The 16,206-nt window shown below is 46.8% G+C and carries 16 protein-coding genes and 1 riboswitch; of the genes, 12 read left to right on the top strand and 4 right to left on the bottom strand.

Annotated features, from left to right (window positions below; translation table 11 throughout):
* Positions 1 to 233: 233 nt before the first annotated feature.
* Both pflB and pflA read right to left on the bottom strand, forming a co-directional pair.
* Entirely contained in the window at positions 234 to 2,465 is a 2,232-nt protein-coding gene (gene pflB / locus ANCC_RS16135) for a formate C-acetyltransferase (RefSeq protein WP_006568412.1), read from the bottom strand.
* Positions 2,459 to 3,184 (bottom strand): pyruvate formate-lyase-activating protein, encoded by a 726-nt coding sequence (gene pflA, locus ANCC_RS16130; RefSeq protein WP_006568413.1) that lies wholly within the window; start codon positions 3,182 to 3,184, stop codon positions 2,459 to 2,461. Before pflA ends, pflB begins: the two co-directional genes overlap by 7 nt.
* 106 nt (positions 3,185 to 3,290) lie before the next feature.
* Positions 3,291 to 3,375: riboswitch (ZMP/ZTP riboswitch) on the bottom strand.
* Positions 3,376 to 3,542: 167 nt separating this feature from the next.
* Here pflA and spoIIR point away from each other — a divergent pair.
* Positions 3,543 to 4,145, top strand: a complete 603-nt coding sequence (gene spoIIR / locus ANCC_RS16125) for a stage II sporulation protein R (protein ID WP_129700379.1) — start codon at positions 3,543 to 3,545, stop codon at positions 4,143 to 4,145.
* A gap of 652 nt (positions 4,146 to 4,797) precedes the next feature.
* On the opposite strand, the gene ANCC_RS16120 is transcribed toward spoIIR, so the two are convergent.
* Positions 4,798 to 5,415 carry a class I SAM-dependent methyltransferase gene (locus ANCC_RS16120; RefSeq protein WP_006568417.1) on the bottom strand — a complete coding sequence of 206 codons (618 nt, stop codon included), beginning with the start codon at positions 5,413 to 5,415 and terminating at the stop codon, positions 4,798 to 4,800.
* A 53-nt stretch (positions 5,416 to 5,468) separates the two neighbouring features.
* Complete coding sequence (locus ANCC_RS16115) at positions 5,469 to 6,407, bottom strand: AEC family transporter (protein WP_156340718.1); 939 nt, start codon at positions 6,405 to 6,407, stop codon at positions 5,469 to 5,471.
* 179 nt (positions 6,408 to 6,586) lie between these two features.
* Here ANCC_RS16115 and ANCC_RS16110 point away from each other — a divergent pair, with 179 nt between their 5' ends.
* The 11 genes from ANCC_RS16110 (at position 6,587) to ANCC_RS16060 (ending at position 16,167) form a co-directional block, all read left to right on the top strand.
* Complete coding sequence (locus tag ANCC_RS16110) at positions 6,587 to 7,435, top strand: Rossmann-like and DUF2520 domain-containing protein (protein WP_006568419.1); 849 nt, start codon at positions 6,587 to 6,589, stop codon at positions 7,433 to 7,435.
* Positions 7,432 to 8,259 carry a 3-methyl-2-oxobutanoate hydroxymethyltransferase gene (gene panB / locus ANCC_RS16105; RefSeq protein ID WP_006568420.1) on the top strand — a complete coding sequence of 276 codons (828 nt, stop codon included), beginning with the start codon at positions 7,432 to 7,434 and terminating at the stop codon, positions 8,257 to 8,259. Before ANCC_RS16110 ends, panB begins: the two co-directional genes overlap by 4 nt.
* 10 nt (positions 8,260 to 8,269) lie before the next feature.
* Entirely contained in the window at positions 8,270 to 9,106 is an 837-nt protein-coding gene (gene panC / locus ANCC_RS16100; protein ID WP_006568421.1) for a pantoate--beta-alanine ligase, read from the top strand.
* An 11-nt stretch (positions 9,107 to 9,117) separates the two neighbouring features.
* Positions 9,118 to 9,507 carry an aspartate 1-decarboxylase gene (gene panD, locus ANCC_RS16095; RefSeq protein WP_006568422.1) on the top strand — a complete coding sequence of 130 codons (390 nt, stop codon included), beginning with the start codon at positions 9,118 to 9,120 and terminating at the stop codon, positions 9,505 to 9,507.
* A 9-nt stretch (positions 9,508 to 9,516) separates the two neighbouring features.
* The gene (coaBC, locus tag ANCC_RS16090) at positions 9,517 to 10,704 is read left to right on the top strand and encodes a bifunctional phosphopantothenoylcysteine decarboxylase/phosphopantothenate--cysteine ligase CoaBC (RefSeq protein WP_006568423.1); all 1,188 of its coding nucleotides are present in this window, start codon (positions 9,517 to 9,519) and stop codon (positions 10,702 to 10,704) included.
* Between the two features lie 78 nt (positions 10,705 to 10,782).
* On the top strand, positions 10,783 to 12,276 hold the full coding sequence (locus tag ANCC_RS16085; RefSeq protein WP_006568424.1) for a sensor histidine kinase: 1,494 nt from the start codon (positions 10,783 to 10,785) through the stop codon (positions 12,274 to 12,276).
* Positions 12,269 to 12,958: a response regulator transcription factor gene (locus ANCC_RS16080; RefSeq protein ID WP_006568425.1), complete on the top strand. Its 690-nt coding sequence runs from the start codon at positions 12,269 to 12,271 to the stop codon at positions 12,956 to 12,958. Before ANCC_RS16085 ends, ANCC_RS16080 begins: the two co-directional genes overlap by 8 nt.
* 8 nt (positions 12,959 to 12,966) lie before the next feature.
* Entirely contained in the window at positions 12,967 to 13,683 is a 717-nt protein-coding gene (locus ANCC_RS16075) for an RluA family pseudouridine synthase (RefSeq protein ID WP_006568426.1), read from the top strand.
* 24 nt (positions 13,684 to 13,707) lie between these two features.
* Positions 13,708 to 14,481 (top strand): phosphoribosylformimino-5-aminoimidazole carboxamide ribotide isomerase, encoded by a 774-nt coding sequence (hisA, locus tag ANCC_RS16070; protein ID WP_006568427.1) that lies wholly within the window; start codon positions 13,708 to 13,710, stop codon positions 14,479 to 14,481.
* Between the two features lie 16 nt (positions 14,482 to 14,497).
* Positions 14,498 to 14,983: a hypothetical protein gene (locus tag ANCC_RS16065; protein ID WP_039946946.1), complete on the top strand. Its 486-nt coding sequence runs from the start codon at positions 14,498 to 14,500 to the stop codon at positions 14,981 to 14,983.
* Between the two features lie 86 nt (positions 14,984 to 15,069).
* The gene (locus ANCC_RS16060) at positions 15,070 to 16,167 is read left to right on the top strand and encodes a carbohydrate kinase family protein (protein WP_006568429.1); all 1,098 of its coding nucleotides are present in this window, start codon (positions 15,070 to 15,072) and stop codon (positions 16,165 to 16,167) included.
* The last annotated feature ends 39 nt before the right edge of the window (positions 16,168 to 16,206 follow it).

The raw sequence follows: 16,206 nt of genomic DNA, 5'->3' as shown, positions 1-16,206 counted from the left end.
CTGTCTCCCGATGAAATCTTAAAGCGGATAAAATCCGCCGTACTCTGCACAATGTTTCATCGGTCTGAATTGTACAGAGTTTACTCGCCTTCTCGGCTGGTCTGATCTATATAAGCCCATGCTGGCTGCTCCTTTTGTTTCATAAAATTTTCTGAGTGGGTTTTGAGATTTCATTTTGCACACGCTTGTAGTGAGGCAATTCAAAGCCGAACAGAAATCGTGTGCAAAATGCCCTACATTCCCTCGTGGAACGTTCTTCTTACAACTTCTTCCTGCTGTTCTCTGGAAAGCTTATTAAAGTTTACCGCATATCCGGAAACACGGATCGTCAGTGTCGGATACTTGTCCGGATGTTCCATTGCGTCAATCAATGTCTCACGGTTGAATACGTTGACATTCAGGTGATGAGCGCCCTGCACAAAGTAACCGTCCAGAATGTTTGCAAGATTTTCTTCTCTCTGGTCCTGATCTTTACCTAAAGCTTCGGGCACGATAGAGAAGGTGTTGGAAACACCGTCCTGGCACACGTCGCGGTAAGGAATCTTGGCTACGGAATTCAGAGAGGCTAAAGCGCCGCTGTTGTCCCGTCCGTGCATTGGGTTTGCACCAGGAGCAAGAGGCTCCCCTAATTTTCTTCCGTCCGGCGTGGAGCCCGTTTTCTTTCCATACATAACATTGGATGTGATGGTGAGTGCAGATAATGTATGGATGGCATTTCTGTAGATCGGATGTTTCTTTAATTCCTCAGAGAATAAAGTGACAGTGTTGACAGCCAGGTCGTCTGCCCGGTCATCGTCATTGCCGTATTTCGGGAAATCTCCTTCAGTCTCAAAATCTACAGCCACACCGTTTTCGTTGCGCACCGGTTTTACAGTGGCATATTTGATTGCTGATAACGAGTCTGCCGCGATGGAAAGACCTGCCACGCCGTATGCTGCGATACGCTCCATATTGGTATCGTGCAGTGCAAACTGGCTCGCCTCGTAGGCATATTTGTCATGCATATAATGAATGATATTTACGGTATCAACGTATAATTCTGCTACATAAGCGAGAACTTTTTTGTAGTTAGCCCAAACTTTTTCGTAGTCCAATACTTCATCGGTGATCGGCTCGATACCCGGAATGACTTCAATCCCCTTTTTCTCATCGATGCCGCCGTTGATAGCATACAGCAGGGACTTGGCAAGGTTGCAGCGGGCTCCGAACAGCTGGGTCTGCTTTCCGACTTTCATGGCAGACACACAGCAGGCAATGGCATAATCATCTCCGTAGATCGGTCTCATGACATCGTCATTTTCATACTGGATCGAATCTGTGTCAATGGAAACTTTGGAGCAGAACTTCTTGAAGTTGGCCGGAAGCTTTTCAGACCAAAGCACGGTCAGGTTCGGCTCCGGAGCTGTTCCCAAATTATACAGTGTATGGAGATAACGGAAGGAGGTCTTTGTCACAAGCGGTTTGCTGTTGATTCCGATACCGCCGATGGACTCTGTGATCCAGGTAGGATCTCCCCCGAATAATTCATCGTACTCCGGTGTCCTTAAATGTCTCACGAGACGGAGTTTGATAATAAACTGGTCGATCAGTTCCTGAGCGTCTTTCTCTGTCAGCACGCCGTTTTCCAGATCACGCTGAATATAAATATCAAGGAAAGTGGAAGTACGTCCAAGGGATGTAGCCGCACCGTTGTTTTCTTTTACACCGGCAAGATAAGCCATATAGACCGCCTGGACCGCCTCTTTGGCATTGGATGCAGGTTTAGAGATGTCCACTCCGTAGGAAGCAGCCATTTCTTTGATTGCTCCTAAAGCACGGATCTGCTCGGAGACTTCTTCTCTTGCACGGATGCGCTCTTCGCTCATCGGTCCGTCTAAGGCATCCAGATCGCGTTTCTTTTCTTCCACGAGATAATCGATGCCGTAGAGGGCAGCACGGCGGTAGTCACCGATCACACGTCCTCGTCCATAGGCATCCGGAAGCCCTGTCAGAAGACCGGCTGTCCTTGCAAGCCTTGTGCGCTGCGGATAGGCATCAAAGACACCTTCGTTGTGTGTCTTGCGGTATTCATTGAAGTGACGGTCTATTTCCGGATTCAGTTTGTATCCGTACTGTTCCAGAGAAGAATGGGCCATTCTCTTGCCGCCGTATAAGTTTACGATGCGCTTTAAAGGAGCATCTGTCTGAAGACCTACAATGATTTCATTTTCTTTGTCGATATATCCGGGTGCAAAGTTAGTGATGCCGGAAATAATATTGGTCTCTACATCCAAAACACCGCCTTTTTTTGTCTCTTCAGAAAGCAGTTCTTCGCATTTGTTCCACACTTTTTCTGTTTTTTCTGAAACACCTGCCAGGAAAGAGTCATCTCCTTCATATAATGTATAATTCTTCTGGATAAAGTCTCTTACGTTGGTTTCCTTTGTCCATTTTCCTTCTTTAAAGCCGTTCCATTCTTTTAACATTGTTTTCCTCCATATTGATCAAAATAGGTTTTCTGAAGTTGTTTGGTGCGTTCCTTGTCCATTGCCGGAACTCCTTTGAGCGGGTAAGAAAGATTCATTACCTCATATTTGTTGGTGCCGAGCAGATGATAGGGGAGAAGCTCTACCTTTTCTACGTTCGGTATGCGGTCTATGTATTCTTTTAATTCCTGCATGTGCTCTTTGCTGTCTGTAAGTCCCGGAACTACGACATGGCGTATCCATAGTTTCGTGCCGTTTCGTTCCAATGCCTTTAGAAATTCGATGAACCGCTCCATAGGCCTTCCTGTCATAGACTCGTAAGCCGGCCCGGTTATTTCCTTGAGATCTAAAAGTACCAGATCTGTGTATGAAAGAATTTCATCGTAATCTCCCTGACCAAAGCCTGCGGTATCAATGCACGTATGGATGCCTTCCTGTTTACAGAGTTTCAGAGTCTTAAGCAAAAACTCTGGCTGCATCAGGGGCTCTCCCCCCGAAAAGGTCACTCCGCCGTTCTGTTTAAAGTAGGGCTTGAAGCGGGAAATCCTTTTCACCAGCGCCTCCGGAGTCATCTCTTCGCCGCCCTGAAATTCCCAGGTGTCAGGGTTATGGCAGAATTTACACCGAAGGGCACAGCCCTGGAAAAAAACTACGCTGCGGATGCCCGGGCCGTCGACTAATCCCATGGATTCCATGGAATGGATGTGTCCAACAATCATAGGAACCTCCTGTAAAAATGTTGATTGGCTGCCTGGGATACGAGTATCAGCGGCTCGTGGAAAGCCGTAGACTTTCCTAATGGAATAAAAAAAGCCGCACGTCCAGGCAGGGTGCCCAGACGGTCGGCTAAAAATTCGTTGTCATACTTCCTGTGGTAAACTCCACTTGTCCGTCAGTCATATGACTTATGACTTTAAAATACTATACATCGCACCGCAATGTCAACCCCGTAATTGAAATATTGTTTGTGAAATTTTTAGCCGGTTTCATCGTAACGTGAGGTTTCCTGCTTGTCTACCGGGTATGTGATAAAAGTTTTCATGTTTAAAATTCAGAAAATCCGGGCATGTTCATAGTATGAAGAAAAAATCAATCATCTGGATGTTTTTCCTTGCCGCCGCGGTAATCTTTTCTGTGGTATGGGCAAAAGAGAAAGACGGCAGAGCGGATCAGAAAATAAAACAGGGAGTCGTGCGGTTCCACATACGGGCAAACAGTGACAGCAGGAAAGACCAGGCAGAAAAACTCCTGGTCAGGGACCAGGTAGTGGCATATCTGAAGCCGTATATGGAACAGGCCAACACAAAAGAAGATGCAAAGAGAATTCTTAACAGCCGGAAAAAGGAGATTGCCAAAGTGGCAAAGTCCACGCTGCAAAAGAGGGGAAAGGATCTGCCGGTCAAAGTCTATCTGACCAGAGAGAAGTTTCCCGAAAAGGACTATGGCAGCTATGTGTTTCCCGAGGGAACCTACGATGCGCTGAGAATCGATCTCGGAAATGCCAGTGGACATAACTGGTGGTGTGTCATGTTTCCGGACCTTTGCATTACGAAAGAAAGCGAAGCGGCAAAAGACAAAAAGACCAGAAAAAAACTGGAGCAGCAGGTAGGAAAAAAAGGAGTGGAGAAGCTGGAAAAGAAGAAAGAGAAGCTGCCCTGGTTTTTGAAATGGCTGGAGTAATCAGGTAATATTTACTAAAAATCAGACATAAAAATTAACTAATTTATTCGTTGAAATTTGTTGCAAAAGAGGGTATAATAAAGTTACAAAAGTTTTAAAAATTTATAACAGTACAATTTATTTCCAACACGGCTGAGACGGGCAGAAAGTGAAGGAGATGGTATGGATGAAAAAGATTTCAAAGAGGCATACGGTCTGGGAGATTAATTATTTTTATAGGTCTCTGCTGCTCATAACAGCAGGGATTCTGATGATTTTGGTCTTCCTGCTGCTCCTCCGGTAACTGCAGACGATTACATATCAATAAAGAGGGAATTTTACAGGATAATTCTGTGAAATTCCCTCTTTCATTTTTCTTTGAACAAAGCAAAAGACATAAATTGTGCATCATCCGGGAACTATAAACAAATGATGGAACAGACACAACTTTTATGCTGTCCAAAACGTCTAATGATTAAATACAGATGTAAGGAGAACCTACGAATGAAGAGAAAAATAAGAAAAGACAAACTAAAAGAAATGAAGGACTTTTACCGTTCAGTCCTGCTGATTTCACTTGGCATTACTATGATCCTGATCTTCCAGGCAATGCTCATGTAGAAAAAAATAAAGACACGCCGCTAAAGCGTGTCTTACAGTATGTTTGGACTTTTTAATCCTCAGGCAAAGGTTTCTTAGCAGAGATCATCAGCAGTTTTTTCAGCTTATGTACACGAAACTTTGTGAGCCCCGCTGCCTTGAACATGCCAAGGATCTCATGGGTGGATGGCCGCTTCACCTTGCAGGAAGGAAGAAGCTTGTCCGCCACGTTGCCGGTGATCCTGATCACTTCAGGGAATGCAACGACACCGATGTAAAGCCTTCCGCCAGGAGTCAGGAGATCGGCCGCTTTCTGGATGAACTCCGCCTGATTGGGGAAGTGATGGAATGCGCTGCACACAGTTATGATGCGGAATGTATTGTCCTCAAAATCCAGATCATCACTGCTGCCTACCTGAAAATGCAGGTCAGGATAATCTTCACTGGCCCGGCGGATCATTTCTCCGGAGATGTCGACTCCATACCCTTCAGCATCTCTCCAGCGTGTGAGTCCGGCGAGCAGTGCTCCGGTCCCGCATCCCACATCCAGAATTTTATCATTGTCTCGGACACAGATCTTCTTGATCATCTCCTGCTCCAGAGAAGCCGCCATCCTGCCGCTGATGGTCTTTTCATACTTTTCAGCCTTTTTATCGTAAATTTTTGCAGAACGTTCTTTTACATTTTTCATAGGTACGTCCTCTCTTTCTTCATTTTACTCTATTATTCTTTACAATGATTATATCAGATAAACGAAAACATCCGCAACAGATAAACCCAAAATGTGAGACTGACAGATGAAAGTACGGTTGCGGCCACCACGATGCTGGAAGTCAGCACATGATCGTTGTCCATGGCCTTCGCCATTACATAGCAGCTCACGGTAGTCGGCGAGCCGAGCATGATCAGGATTGCGATCAGTCCTTCGTTCCGGAAACCGAAAAAAACGGCCAAGGGAAGAAAGATGAGCGGCAGTATAAAAAGTTTGATGACTGCGGCGGCCATCGTAGGTCGGATTTTCTTCAGAGCCTTTGCGCCTTCAAAACCTGCGCCGACACAGAGCAGCGCCACCGGCGTCGCCGTAACGGAAAGCTGATTTAGGCATTTATCGATGACCGGAGGAAAATCCACAGCCAGATAGGAAAACGGAAGTCCAGCAAGGATTCCCAGGATGATCGGGTTTTTTGCGATATTGATCAGGGCAGATTTGATACTGCCTGTGCCGGAACCCGGTCCCCTGACGGTCAGGACGATAACAGAAAAAATATTATACAAAGGCACGCTGGCAACGATCATCAGCGGTCCCATAGTGGAGTGTCCGTAAATATTCTCAATGAAGGCGATTCCCAGGATGGCGGCACTGCCCCGGAAAGAGGCCTGGACAAACGCTCCGGTCATGGATTTATCTTTTAAGAAAATTTCTGCAAGGATCCAGATGCCGGAAAACATCAGAGTGGTGACGATCATGCAGAACAGAAAGTATTTAAGATCAAAGGCCTGTTTCAACGGGGCGCCGGAAATATCCCGGAACAAAAGGGCCGGGAGAGCTGCGTTAAAGACAAATTTATTGGCCGTGTTTACAAAGTTTTCATTAAACCATCCCTTTTCCTTCAGAAACCATCCGAGAAAGATCATAAAAAAGATAGGGACTGTCGAATTTAAGCTGAAAATAAAATCATTCATAAGTATCCTCCGGGGGAGATTATAGCAAATAAAAAAGAACAATTCAAACATGCCAATTTTTCTTGCTAAATCCAAATTGAGGTGATATAGTACCCTTGGATGGTATTCCTTAGAGAAATCATACCAGTGAACGAATCTTATAAAGGACATCACCTCAGGAAAGCAGGTGATTATTCCGTATGAAAGCAGGGTTTATCGGGGCAGGCAAAGCAGGCTGTTCCCTTGGCAGGTATTTCGTACATTACGGCATCCCTCTGGCAGGGTATGCCAGCCGCAGCATGGCTTCAGCCCAGGCGGCGGCAGACGCAGCACACACACAAAGTTTTGATTCATTTGACAAATTATTATCAATGTGTGATGTTCTTTTCATTACGGCTCCTGACGGCCAGATCAAAGGCGTGTGGGAGCAGATCAGAGCTTTCCCGGTCCGGGGAAAGTTTATCTGTCACTGCAGCGGTTCCTTAAGTTCCGCTATTTTCTCTGAAATAACCGAAGCAGGGGCTTACGGCTATTCTATCCATCCAATGTTTCCATTTAACAGTAAAAAAACTTCATATGAGGATCTTTCCAAAGCCTTGTTTACCCTTGAAGGTGACAGGGAGCACAGAGATCAGATGCTCTCATTTTTAAGTGTTCTGCCCAACCCGGTCGTGGAGATCGGGGCAGAGGATAAGGTCCGCTACCATGCGGCGGCTGTCATGGCGTCCAACCAGATGGCGGCGCTGATGAACCGGGCTTTAAGAATTCTTGAAAGCTGCGGGTTCAGCGGGCAGGACGGCCTTACGGCACTTGCTCCGCTTGTTCGGACGAATCTTGAAAATATTCTTCGTTCGGGACCGAAAGAAGCTCTGACAGGACCGGTGGAGCGAAATGATGCAGCTACTGTGGAAAAGCATTTACGTGCTCTTTCCGGAGAAGAGAAGGAGATCTACCTTCCTCTGTGCAGGGAGCTGATAAGGATTGCAGAAAGTAAATATCCGATGAGAAGCTATGAACATATGGAGAGAATATTGGAGGAAGAACATTGAAGAACACAGTAAGTACATTTCAGAAGATGAAAGAAAACGGAGAAAAGATCTCCATGCTCACGGCTTATGACTATTCTACAGCCAAACTGTTTGATGAAGCCGGCATTCATTCAATTCTCGTGGGAGATTCCCTGGGGATGGTTATGCTAGGTTATGACACGACGATCCCGGTGACTGTGGAGGATATGATCCACCACGGCGCTGCAGTTGTGAGGGGAGCAAAGAATGCGCTTGTCGTAGTGGATATGCCGTTTATGTCCTACCAGACGTCTGTATACGATGCGGTGGTCAATGCCGGAAGGATCATGAAAGAGACAGAGGCCACGGCAGTCAAACTGGAAGGCGGAAAGGATGTGTGTCCGCATATTGAGGCCATCGTCAAAGCTTCCATCCCGGTTGTGGCCCACATCGGCCTCACGCCCCAGTCTGTCAATGCCTTTGGGGGATTTAAAGTGCAGGGCAAGAGCGAGGAAGCGGCGAAAAAGCTTTTGGAGGATGCCCTGGCAGTGGAAGCAGCCGGTGCATTTGCGGTCGTATTGGAATGTGTTCCCGCAAAACTTGCAAAGCTTATTTCTGAGAAACTCCGTATTCCGGCCATCGGCATCGGCGCAGGAGCAGACTGTGACGGTCAGGTCCTCGTTTACCAGGATATGCTGAATATGTACGGGGATTTTGTGCCGAAGTTTGTAAAGCAGTTCGGAAACGCAGGCCCGGTCATGAAAGAGGCGGTGCAGGAATATGTCAAGGCGGTAGGAGAAGGGACATTTCCGGAAGAACAGCACACATTTGCCATCAATGATGATATTATAGAGAAGTTGTATTAAGGAGAGGATCATGATAATTGTCAGTACAGTAGAGGAAGTCAGGAAACAGATAAAAGAGTGGAAGATGCAGGGGCAGAGCATCGGATTCGTGCCGACTATGGGATATCTCCATGAAGGGCATAAAAGTCTGATAGACTGTGCACGGAAAGAAAACGACAGAGTCGTCGTGAGTATTTTTGTAAATCCGATGCAGTTCGGTCCGGCGGAGGATCTGGCCGATTATCCGAGAGATCTGGAACATGATACACAGATCTGTGAGAGTGCAGGGACAGATCTGATCTTTCATCCGGAACCGGAGGAAATGTATGACGGTGACTTCTGCTCTTTCGTTGATATGAGCGTTTTGACGGAAGGGCTCTGTGGGAAAACAAGGCCGGTGCATTTCCGGGGAGTCTGCACGGTTGTCACGAAACTTTTCAATATTGTAACTCCGGACAGAGCCTATTTTGGGCAGAAGGACGGCCAGCAGCTGGCGGTGATCAGGCGCATGGTGAGAGACCTGAATATGGATATCTGTATTGTGGGCTGTCCGATTGTAAGAGAAGAAGACGGGCTCGCCAAGAGTTCCAGAAATACATATCTCTCACCGGAGGAGAGAAAGGCCGCGCTGGTTCTGAGTCAGGCGGTGCGGCTCGGCGCGGAGCTTGCCAAGACCGAAAAGGATGCCAAAAAGGTTGTTTTGGCCATGAAGGATAAGATACAGACAGAACCGCTGGCAAGGATTGATTATGTTGAGGCGGTGGACGCTCTGTCCATGCAGCCGGTGAAGACCCTGGAAGGCGGCTGTATGCTGGCGATGGCAGTTTATATCGGTAAAACAAGGCTGATTGATAATGTGTTAGTGTAAGGAGACGGACGATGAAGCTTACAATGTTAAAAGGAAAAATTCACAGGGCAACCGTAAGACAGGCGGAGCTGGACTATGTGGGAAGTATTACGGTGGACCCCGAACTTATGGAGGCGGCAGGCATTCTGGAATATGAAAAGGTGGCCATTGTTGACATCAACAACGGCAGCAGGTTTGAGACATATACCATTGCCGGAGAGCCGGGGAGCGGCATGATCTGTTTAAACGGGGCGGCGGCACGCTGTGTATCCCAGGGAGACAAGATCATCATAATGTGTTATGCTGAAATGACACCAAAAGAGGCAGAAGAACACAAGCCAAAAGTTGTGTTTGTAGATGACAATAACAAGATCACCCGCCTGACCAGCTATGAAAAACATGGCCGGCTGGAGGATATGTAGGAGAAGACTATGCTGAGTGGAAAAACAATCGTCCTGGGTGTCACGGGAAGCGTGGCGGCCTATAAGATGGCGAACATGGCGAGCATGCTCATAAAAAGGGGATGTGAAGTCCATGTGATCATGACAGAAAATGCAACCAACTTTATCAATCCCATTGCATTTGAATCACTGACCAATACAAAATGTCTGGTGGAAACTTTTGACCGGAATTTTCAATTTCATGTGGCGCATGTGTCACTGGCAAAGAAAGCAGACGCCATGCTGATCGCTCCGGCTTCTGCCAATGTGATCGGAAAGATCGCAGGCGGAATTGCGGACGACATGCTGACAACGACTGTGATGGCATGCAAAAGCCCTGTTCTGATCGCACCCGCTATGAATACAAATATGTATGAGAACCCTATTCTTCAGGACAATCTTGAGAAACTCAGAACCTACGGTTATACGGTCATTGAACCGGCCAGCGGACATCTGGCCTGCGGAGATACAGGCGCAGGGAAAATGCCCTCTGAGGAAGTTCTCATGGCTTATATTGAGCGGGCTGTGCACCGGCCAAAAGATCTTGCAGGGAAAAAGGTGCTGATTACTGCCGGACCCACGAGAGAAGCAATTTGCCCTGTGCGGTATATCACCAATCACTCCACAGGGAAGATGGGCTATGCCCTGGCAAAGACGGCAATGCTCCGGGGTGCTGATGTGACCCTGGTTACCGGCCCGACAGAGATTAAGCCGCCGATGTTCGTTACCACAGTGCCGGTTGTGAGTGCGGCCGATATGTATGAGGCTGTCATGAGCAGAAAAAAGGAACAGGACATCATCATTAAATCAGCGGCTGTGGCGGATTACACTCCGGCGCAGGTGAGCGATGAGAAGATGAAAAAGACCGATGGGGATATGTCTATTCCGCTCGTGCGGACAAAAGATATTTTACAGGAGCTGGGTCATACAAAAGAAGAAGGCCAGTTTATCTGCGGTTTTTCCATGGAGACTCAGAACATGCTGGAGAATTCCAGAAAGAAACTTAAGAAAAAGCAGATCGATATGATCGCAGCCAACAATCTGAAAGAGTCCGGAGCGGGATTCGGTACGGATACCAATGTTGTAACTTTGATCACCAAAGACCAGGAAAAACAGCTTCCGATGATGTCCAAAGAAGACGTGGCAGATGCCATTTTAGATTTTATTAAAACTTCATAAAACTTTATTCAAATACTCTTTTTCCCACTTTCCTATGATATAATAGAAGTACCAAAAGCAGCAGGAAGGTACGGGGTCATGAAAGTAGTGAACAAAGTAAGAATTATATTTTTGCCAGCGATTATACTGCCGATTTTCTTGATGGTAGTATCAATCGCTGCTTTAAGTGTAGGGTATATCCGGACAACCAACGAAAACATATATTCCAATGGAATCGAAGGATTCGCCAATCCGTTAAAGACGATGAACAATGAGACCAAGTCCTGTTTCAACGACTTGAAGAGGAGTGCCATTGAGAATCCCGCGGCCTTTGAGGATGCAGATTACTTAAAGAGGATCAATCAGAGGTTAAAAGAAAAAGAGTCCTATCTGGTCATCAGAAAGGGAAAGACGATCATATATAGGGGAACAAAAGAAGATCACACCGAGACGGAGAAGAAACTTCCCAGATTCGGGAGTGAAATCAGCAGCCAGGACAGCGGAGTATTTCTCGGGAAACCGGAAAATTTTCTTGTCAAGCAGCAGGACTTTCAGTATACCGACGGAAGCAAAGGCTCTGCGTTTATTCTGACAGATTTGGAGACGGTGCTGCCTCATTATAAGAATATCATAAGCCAGGTCTTCTTTTCGATTGTGGCCATCCTGATCCTCACCAGTTTTCTGCTCTCATGGTTTATGTACTCTGAGTTCATAAGGCCGTTAAAGAAACTCAAAGAAGGTGCAGACCGGATCAAGGAGGGCAACTTAGACGACGATGTGGAGATCAACAGCAAGGATGAGATCGGGGAACTCTGCGCTTCCTTTAATGCCATGCGGGCGGAATTAAAAGAGTCTATTGAGGCAAGAATTATCTATGAAAAGCAGAACCGCGATCTGATCAGCAACATTTCCCATGACTTAAAGACGCCGATCACGGCCATCAAAGGATATGTTGAGGGGATCATGGACGGAGTGGCGGACACGCCGGAGAAGATGGACCGGTACATTAAGACGATCTACAACAAGGCCAACGACATGGATGTGCTGATCAATGAGCTGTCCCTGTATTCCAAGATCGATTCCAACATTATACCTTATAATTTCAGGAAGATCGATATCAACGCCTACTTCAAAGACTGTGTGGATGAGATCGGTTCAGATCTGGAGCAGAAGGGAATGATGTTCTCATACAGCAACTACTGTTCCGCAAATGTAGCGGTCATGGCTGATCCTGAACAGCTGAAGCGGGTGATGAACAACATCATCAACAATGCCTGCAAGTATACTAATAAAGCAAAGGGCAAGGTCAGCATTACGTTAAAAGAGCTGGACCGCAAGATTCAGGTTGCGATCAAAGACAACGGTATCGGTATTTCCAAAGAGGATCTGCCGAATATTTTCCGCAGAACCTACCGCGCGGATATGTCCAGGAATTCTGCCGGAGGCAGCGGACTGGGCCTTTCTATCTGTAAGAAGATCATTGAAGAACATGGGGGAGAGATATGGGCGGAGAGCAGGCTGCGCTCCGGCACCACAATATTTTTTACATTAAATAAAATCGCAGACACCCAGGAGGAAGAGAGTAATGAGTAGAGTTTTAATTGTAGAAGATGAACTGGCCATCGCAGAGCTTGAGAAGGATTATCTGGAGCTGAGTTCTTTTGAAGTAGAGATTGAGACGGATGGAGAGAAAGGTCTGAAACTGGGCCTTACCGAGGATTTTGATATGATCATTCTGGACATTATGCTTCCAGGTGTGGACGGCTTTGAGATCTGCAAGCAGATCCGGGAGAAAAAAGATATTCCGATCCTGATGGTATCTGCCAAGAAGGAGGATATCGATAAGATCCGGGGGCTGGGTCTGGGAGCAGATGACTATATTACAAAACCGTTCAGTCCGAGCGAACTGGTTGCCAGAGTAAAGGCTCATCTTGAGAGATACCGCCGTCTGGTATCCAGCAACACCCAGGAAAATGATGTAGTGGAGATCCGGGGACTCAAGATTGATAAAACCGCACGAAGAGTCTACCTGAACGGAGAAGAAAAGGCATTTACGACGAAAGAGTTTGACCTTTTAACTTTTCTTGCCAGCCATCCAAACAGGGTATTTACAAAAGAGGAATTATTTAATAAAATTTGGGATATGGAATCTCTCGGAGACATTGCCACGGTCACTGTCCATATTAAAAAGATTCGGGAGAAGATTGAACTTAACACTGCAAAGCCGCAGTATATTGAGACCATATGGGGTGTCGGATACCGGTTTAAGATGTAGGAGCGGTCATGAGAAGAAAAAGAGAAGTAAAGGTACTTTACAAAGATCAGGATATTGCCGTCTGTGAAAAGCCGGCGGGGATGCCCACAGCCGATGACAAGAGCGGAGATATGGATGTATTTCACAGTCTTAAAAATCAGCTCTTTTTTGAGGAGAACCTTGACAGGGAGCCGGAGCTCTATGTGGTCCACCGGCTTGACCGTCCCGTGGGAGGCGTCATGGTGTTTGCCAGGACGAAGGAGGCTGCGGCAGAGCTGAGCCGCCAGATCAGAGAACATATATTTGAAAAGGATTATCAGGCCATTGTAAACGGCTGGCTCCCTGAAGAGGATGGGGTTTTTACGGATTATCTGCTGAAAGACGATAAGAAAAACACATCCTGCACCGTGCCGGAAGAAACGAAGGGGGCAAAGAAAGCGGAGCTGTCTTACGAGGTTTTGGATATGGTGGAGACAGGGGAAGGGAAACTTACCTACTGCCTGATTCATCTCATGACCGGGAGACACCATCAGATCCGGGTCCAGTTTGCCGTCAGAGGCTTTGGACTTTACGGTGACACGAAATACAATAAGAAGTTTCAAAAGACGAAGAAACAATATGAAGAGATAGGACTCTATGCTACCAGAATCAGTTTTCGGCATCCGGTGACCGGGGAGGCATGTACCTTTAAGGCGGAGCCGAAAGGGAAGGCGTTTTTTATGCTGGAAGAACTGGACGCCTGGTAGAAACACGAAAAGAGGGAAGGCGAAATGAAATTCAGGCCGTGCATTGATATTCATAACGGAAAGATTAAGCAGATTGTGGGAGGCAGCCTGCTGGACAAAGGAGACCAAGCAGATGAAAATTTTGTTTCGGTACATGACGGAGGCTTTTATGGTAAACTATACAGAAAGCACCGTTTATCCGGAGGCCATATCATCATACTGAATCCCAAAAGCTCAGAGTATTATGATGCGGATGTCCGGGAGGCATTGGCGGCACTGCGTGAATTTCCGGGAGGTCTTCAGGTTGGAGGCGGCATCACTGATGAGAACGCATCCTTTTTTATCGAACAGGGGGCATCCCATGTGATCGTCACTTCCTTTGTATTTTCCGCAGGTATGATCCGGCTTGAGAGACTGAAAAAGCTTTCGGATCTTGTGGGGCGGGAGCATCTGGTGCTGGATTTCAGCTGCAGGAAGAGGGACGGAGCGTATTATATCGTTACAGACCGCTGGCAGAAATTTACAGACACCATTTTTACAAAAGAGCGATTAGAGGAGATGGAAGAATACTGCTCCGAATTTCTCGTTCATGGGGTCGACGTGGAAGGAAAGGGACAGGGCATCGATGAGGAACTGGTCCGGATTCTTGGAAGCTACATGGGAAACCCTGTAACATACGCGGGAGGTATAAAAGATTTTGCCGACCTTGAACTAATCAAAAGAGAAGGAAGAAACAGAGTGGATGTGACCGTCGGCAGCGCTCTGGATTTATTCGGCGGACCTATGGAATTTGAAAGAGTCCTTGGCTATTGTGATTGATATTGGAGGAATATATATGAAACTATGGTATGAAGCCAGCAATTTTACGATACAGCCCCATTGGGTCATTCCGTTTGCAATTCTGGGAGTGATCGGGCTGATCCTTGTTTTAGCGTCAAAGAAATCTTTTTTTAAGCTGCTCGGAGGAGTCTGCCTTGTGATCTGTGCCGTGACGGCTCTCAGATTCTGCTATGGGTATGTGAGGATCATCCACACATATAAACAGGGGAATTACAAAACAGTCGAAGGTTATGTAGAGAATTTTGTTCCGGCGTCCAAGGGCGGAGAGACAAATGAAGATACGGAACAGGAGAGCTTCGACATCAAAGGGGTACATTTTTCCTACGGAGACCGCTTTATTAAGAAGTTTGGGTATCATCTGCCTTCTACTCAGGGAGGATACATTAAGAAAGATGGTCAGTATTTAAGGCTCGGCTACATTGACACCGAAGACCAGGGATATGTTATTGTAAAGATCGAAGAGCGCAGAGCAAAAAAATAAGAGAGTTAAGAAGCTGTGGCATCTGTAAAAAGGGTGACACAGCTTTTATATAATTATATGGGTTATTTCATGATCAGGAGGTGCTTATGAAAAAAGTAGTAGTTGCAGGATGCCTTTGTCTGGATATCACGCCTGAATTCCACGACAGCCAGGAAAAGAGAAAAACTGCTTCAGAGTGGTTTCTGCCGGGCAAACTTCTGCAGGTGGGCGAAGCGTCGATCCATACCGGGGGAGCCGTTGCAAATACCGGACTTGCGTTCAGACATTTTGGCGCGGATGTGTCGCTGATGGGAAAGGTGGGAAATGACGCTTTTGGGAAACTCGTGCTGGATATTTTAAATCGTCATGGGGGAAGCCGCGGAGCTGCGGTATCGGAAGAGTGTTCGACAGCTTATACCATTGTTCTTGCGCCTCCTGGAGTCGACCGAATCTTTTTTCACAATCCGGGAGCGAATGATACCTTTGGATTGAGAGACATAAATTTTGATGAAATTGCGGGAGCCGATCTCTTTCATCTCGGTTATCCCACGATCATGAGGCGTATGTTTGAACATCCGGAGGAACTTCTGGAAATCTATCGCCGTGTAAAAGAGCTTGGGGTGAAGACTTCTCTGGATCTGACACTGATCGAGGAAGACTGCGATGCGGCACATACTGACTGGAAGAAGCTGTTTCAAAAGCTGCTCCCAAGCGTAGACTTTTTTGTGCCGAGTGCCGAGGAAATTTGTTTTCTGATTGACAAAGAGAGATATCATGAATGGATAGAAAGGGCATCCGGAAGAGATTTGACAGAGGTGCTCGACATAGAGAAAGATATTACGCCGCTGGCAGACAGGCTTCTTCAATGGGGAGCAGGGTCCGTGCTGATAAAATGCGGTGTCAAAGGATTGTACCTAAAGACCGGGGAAAATTTAGAAATGCCGGAAGAATGGCAGGACAAAGAACTGTTTGAGCCAAGCTTTCAGGCAGACAGAGTCCGTTCTGCAACGGGGGCAGGAGATGTGACGATTGCCGCTTTCCTTACAGGCCTTCTGGAGGGAAAAGATCCCGGCCGATGTCTTCAGCTGGGTGCAGCGGCGGGAGCCTCCTGTGTCACAGAGTATGACTCGTTGAGCGGACTGCTGAGCATGGAGGAAATGGAACAAAAGATAGACAGAGGATGGGAAAAGATTTCTATAAAATAACAAAAACGGCCGGTCATATTTGATCGGCCGCTTTTGCGG

The sequence above is a fragment of the Anaerostipes caccae L1-92 genome, assembly GCF_014467075.1.
Taxonomy (GTDB): Bacteria; Bacillota; Clostridia; order Lachnospirales; family Lachnospiraceae; genus Anaerostipes; species Anaerostipes caccae.
Note: the sequence above shows the minus strand (reverse complement) of the source record. Positions and strands in the feature narration are given on the sequence as shown.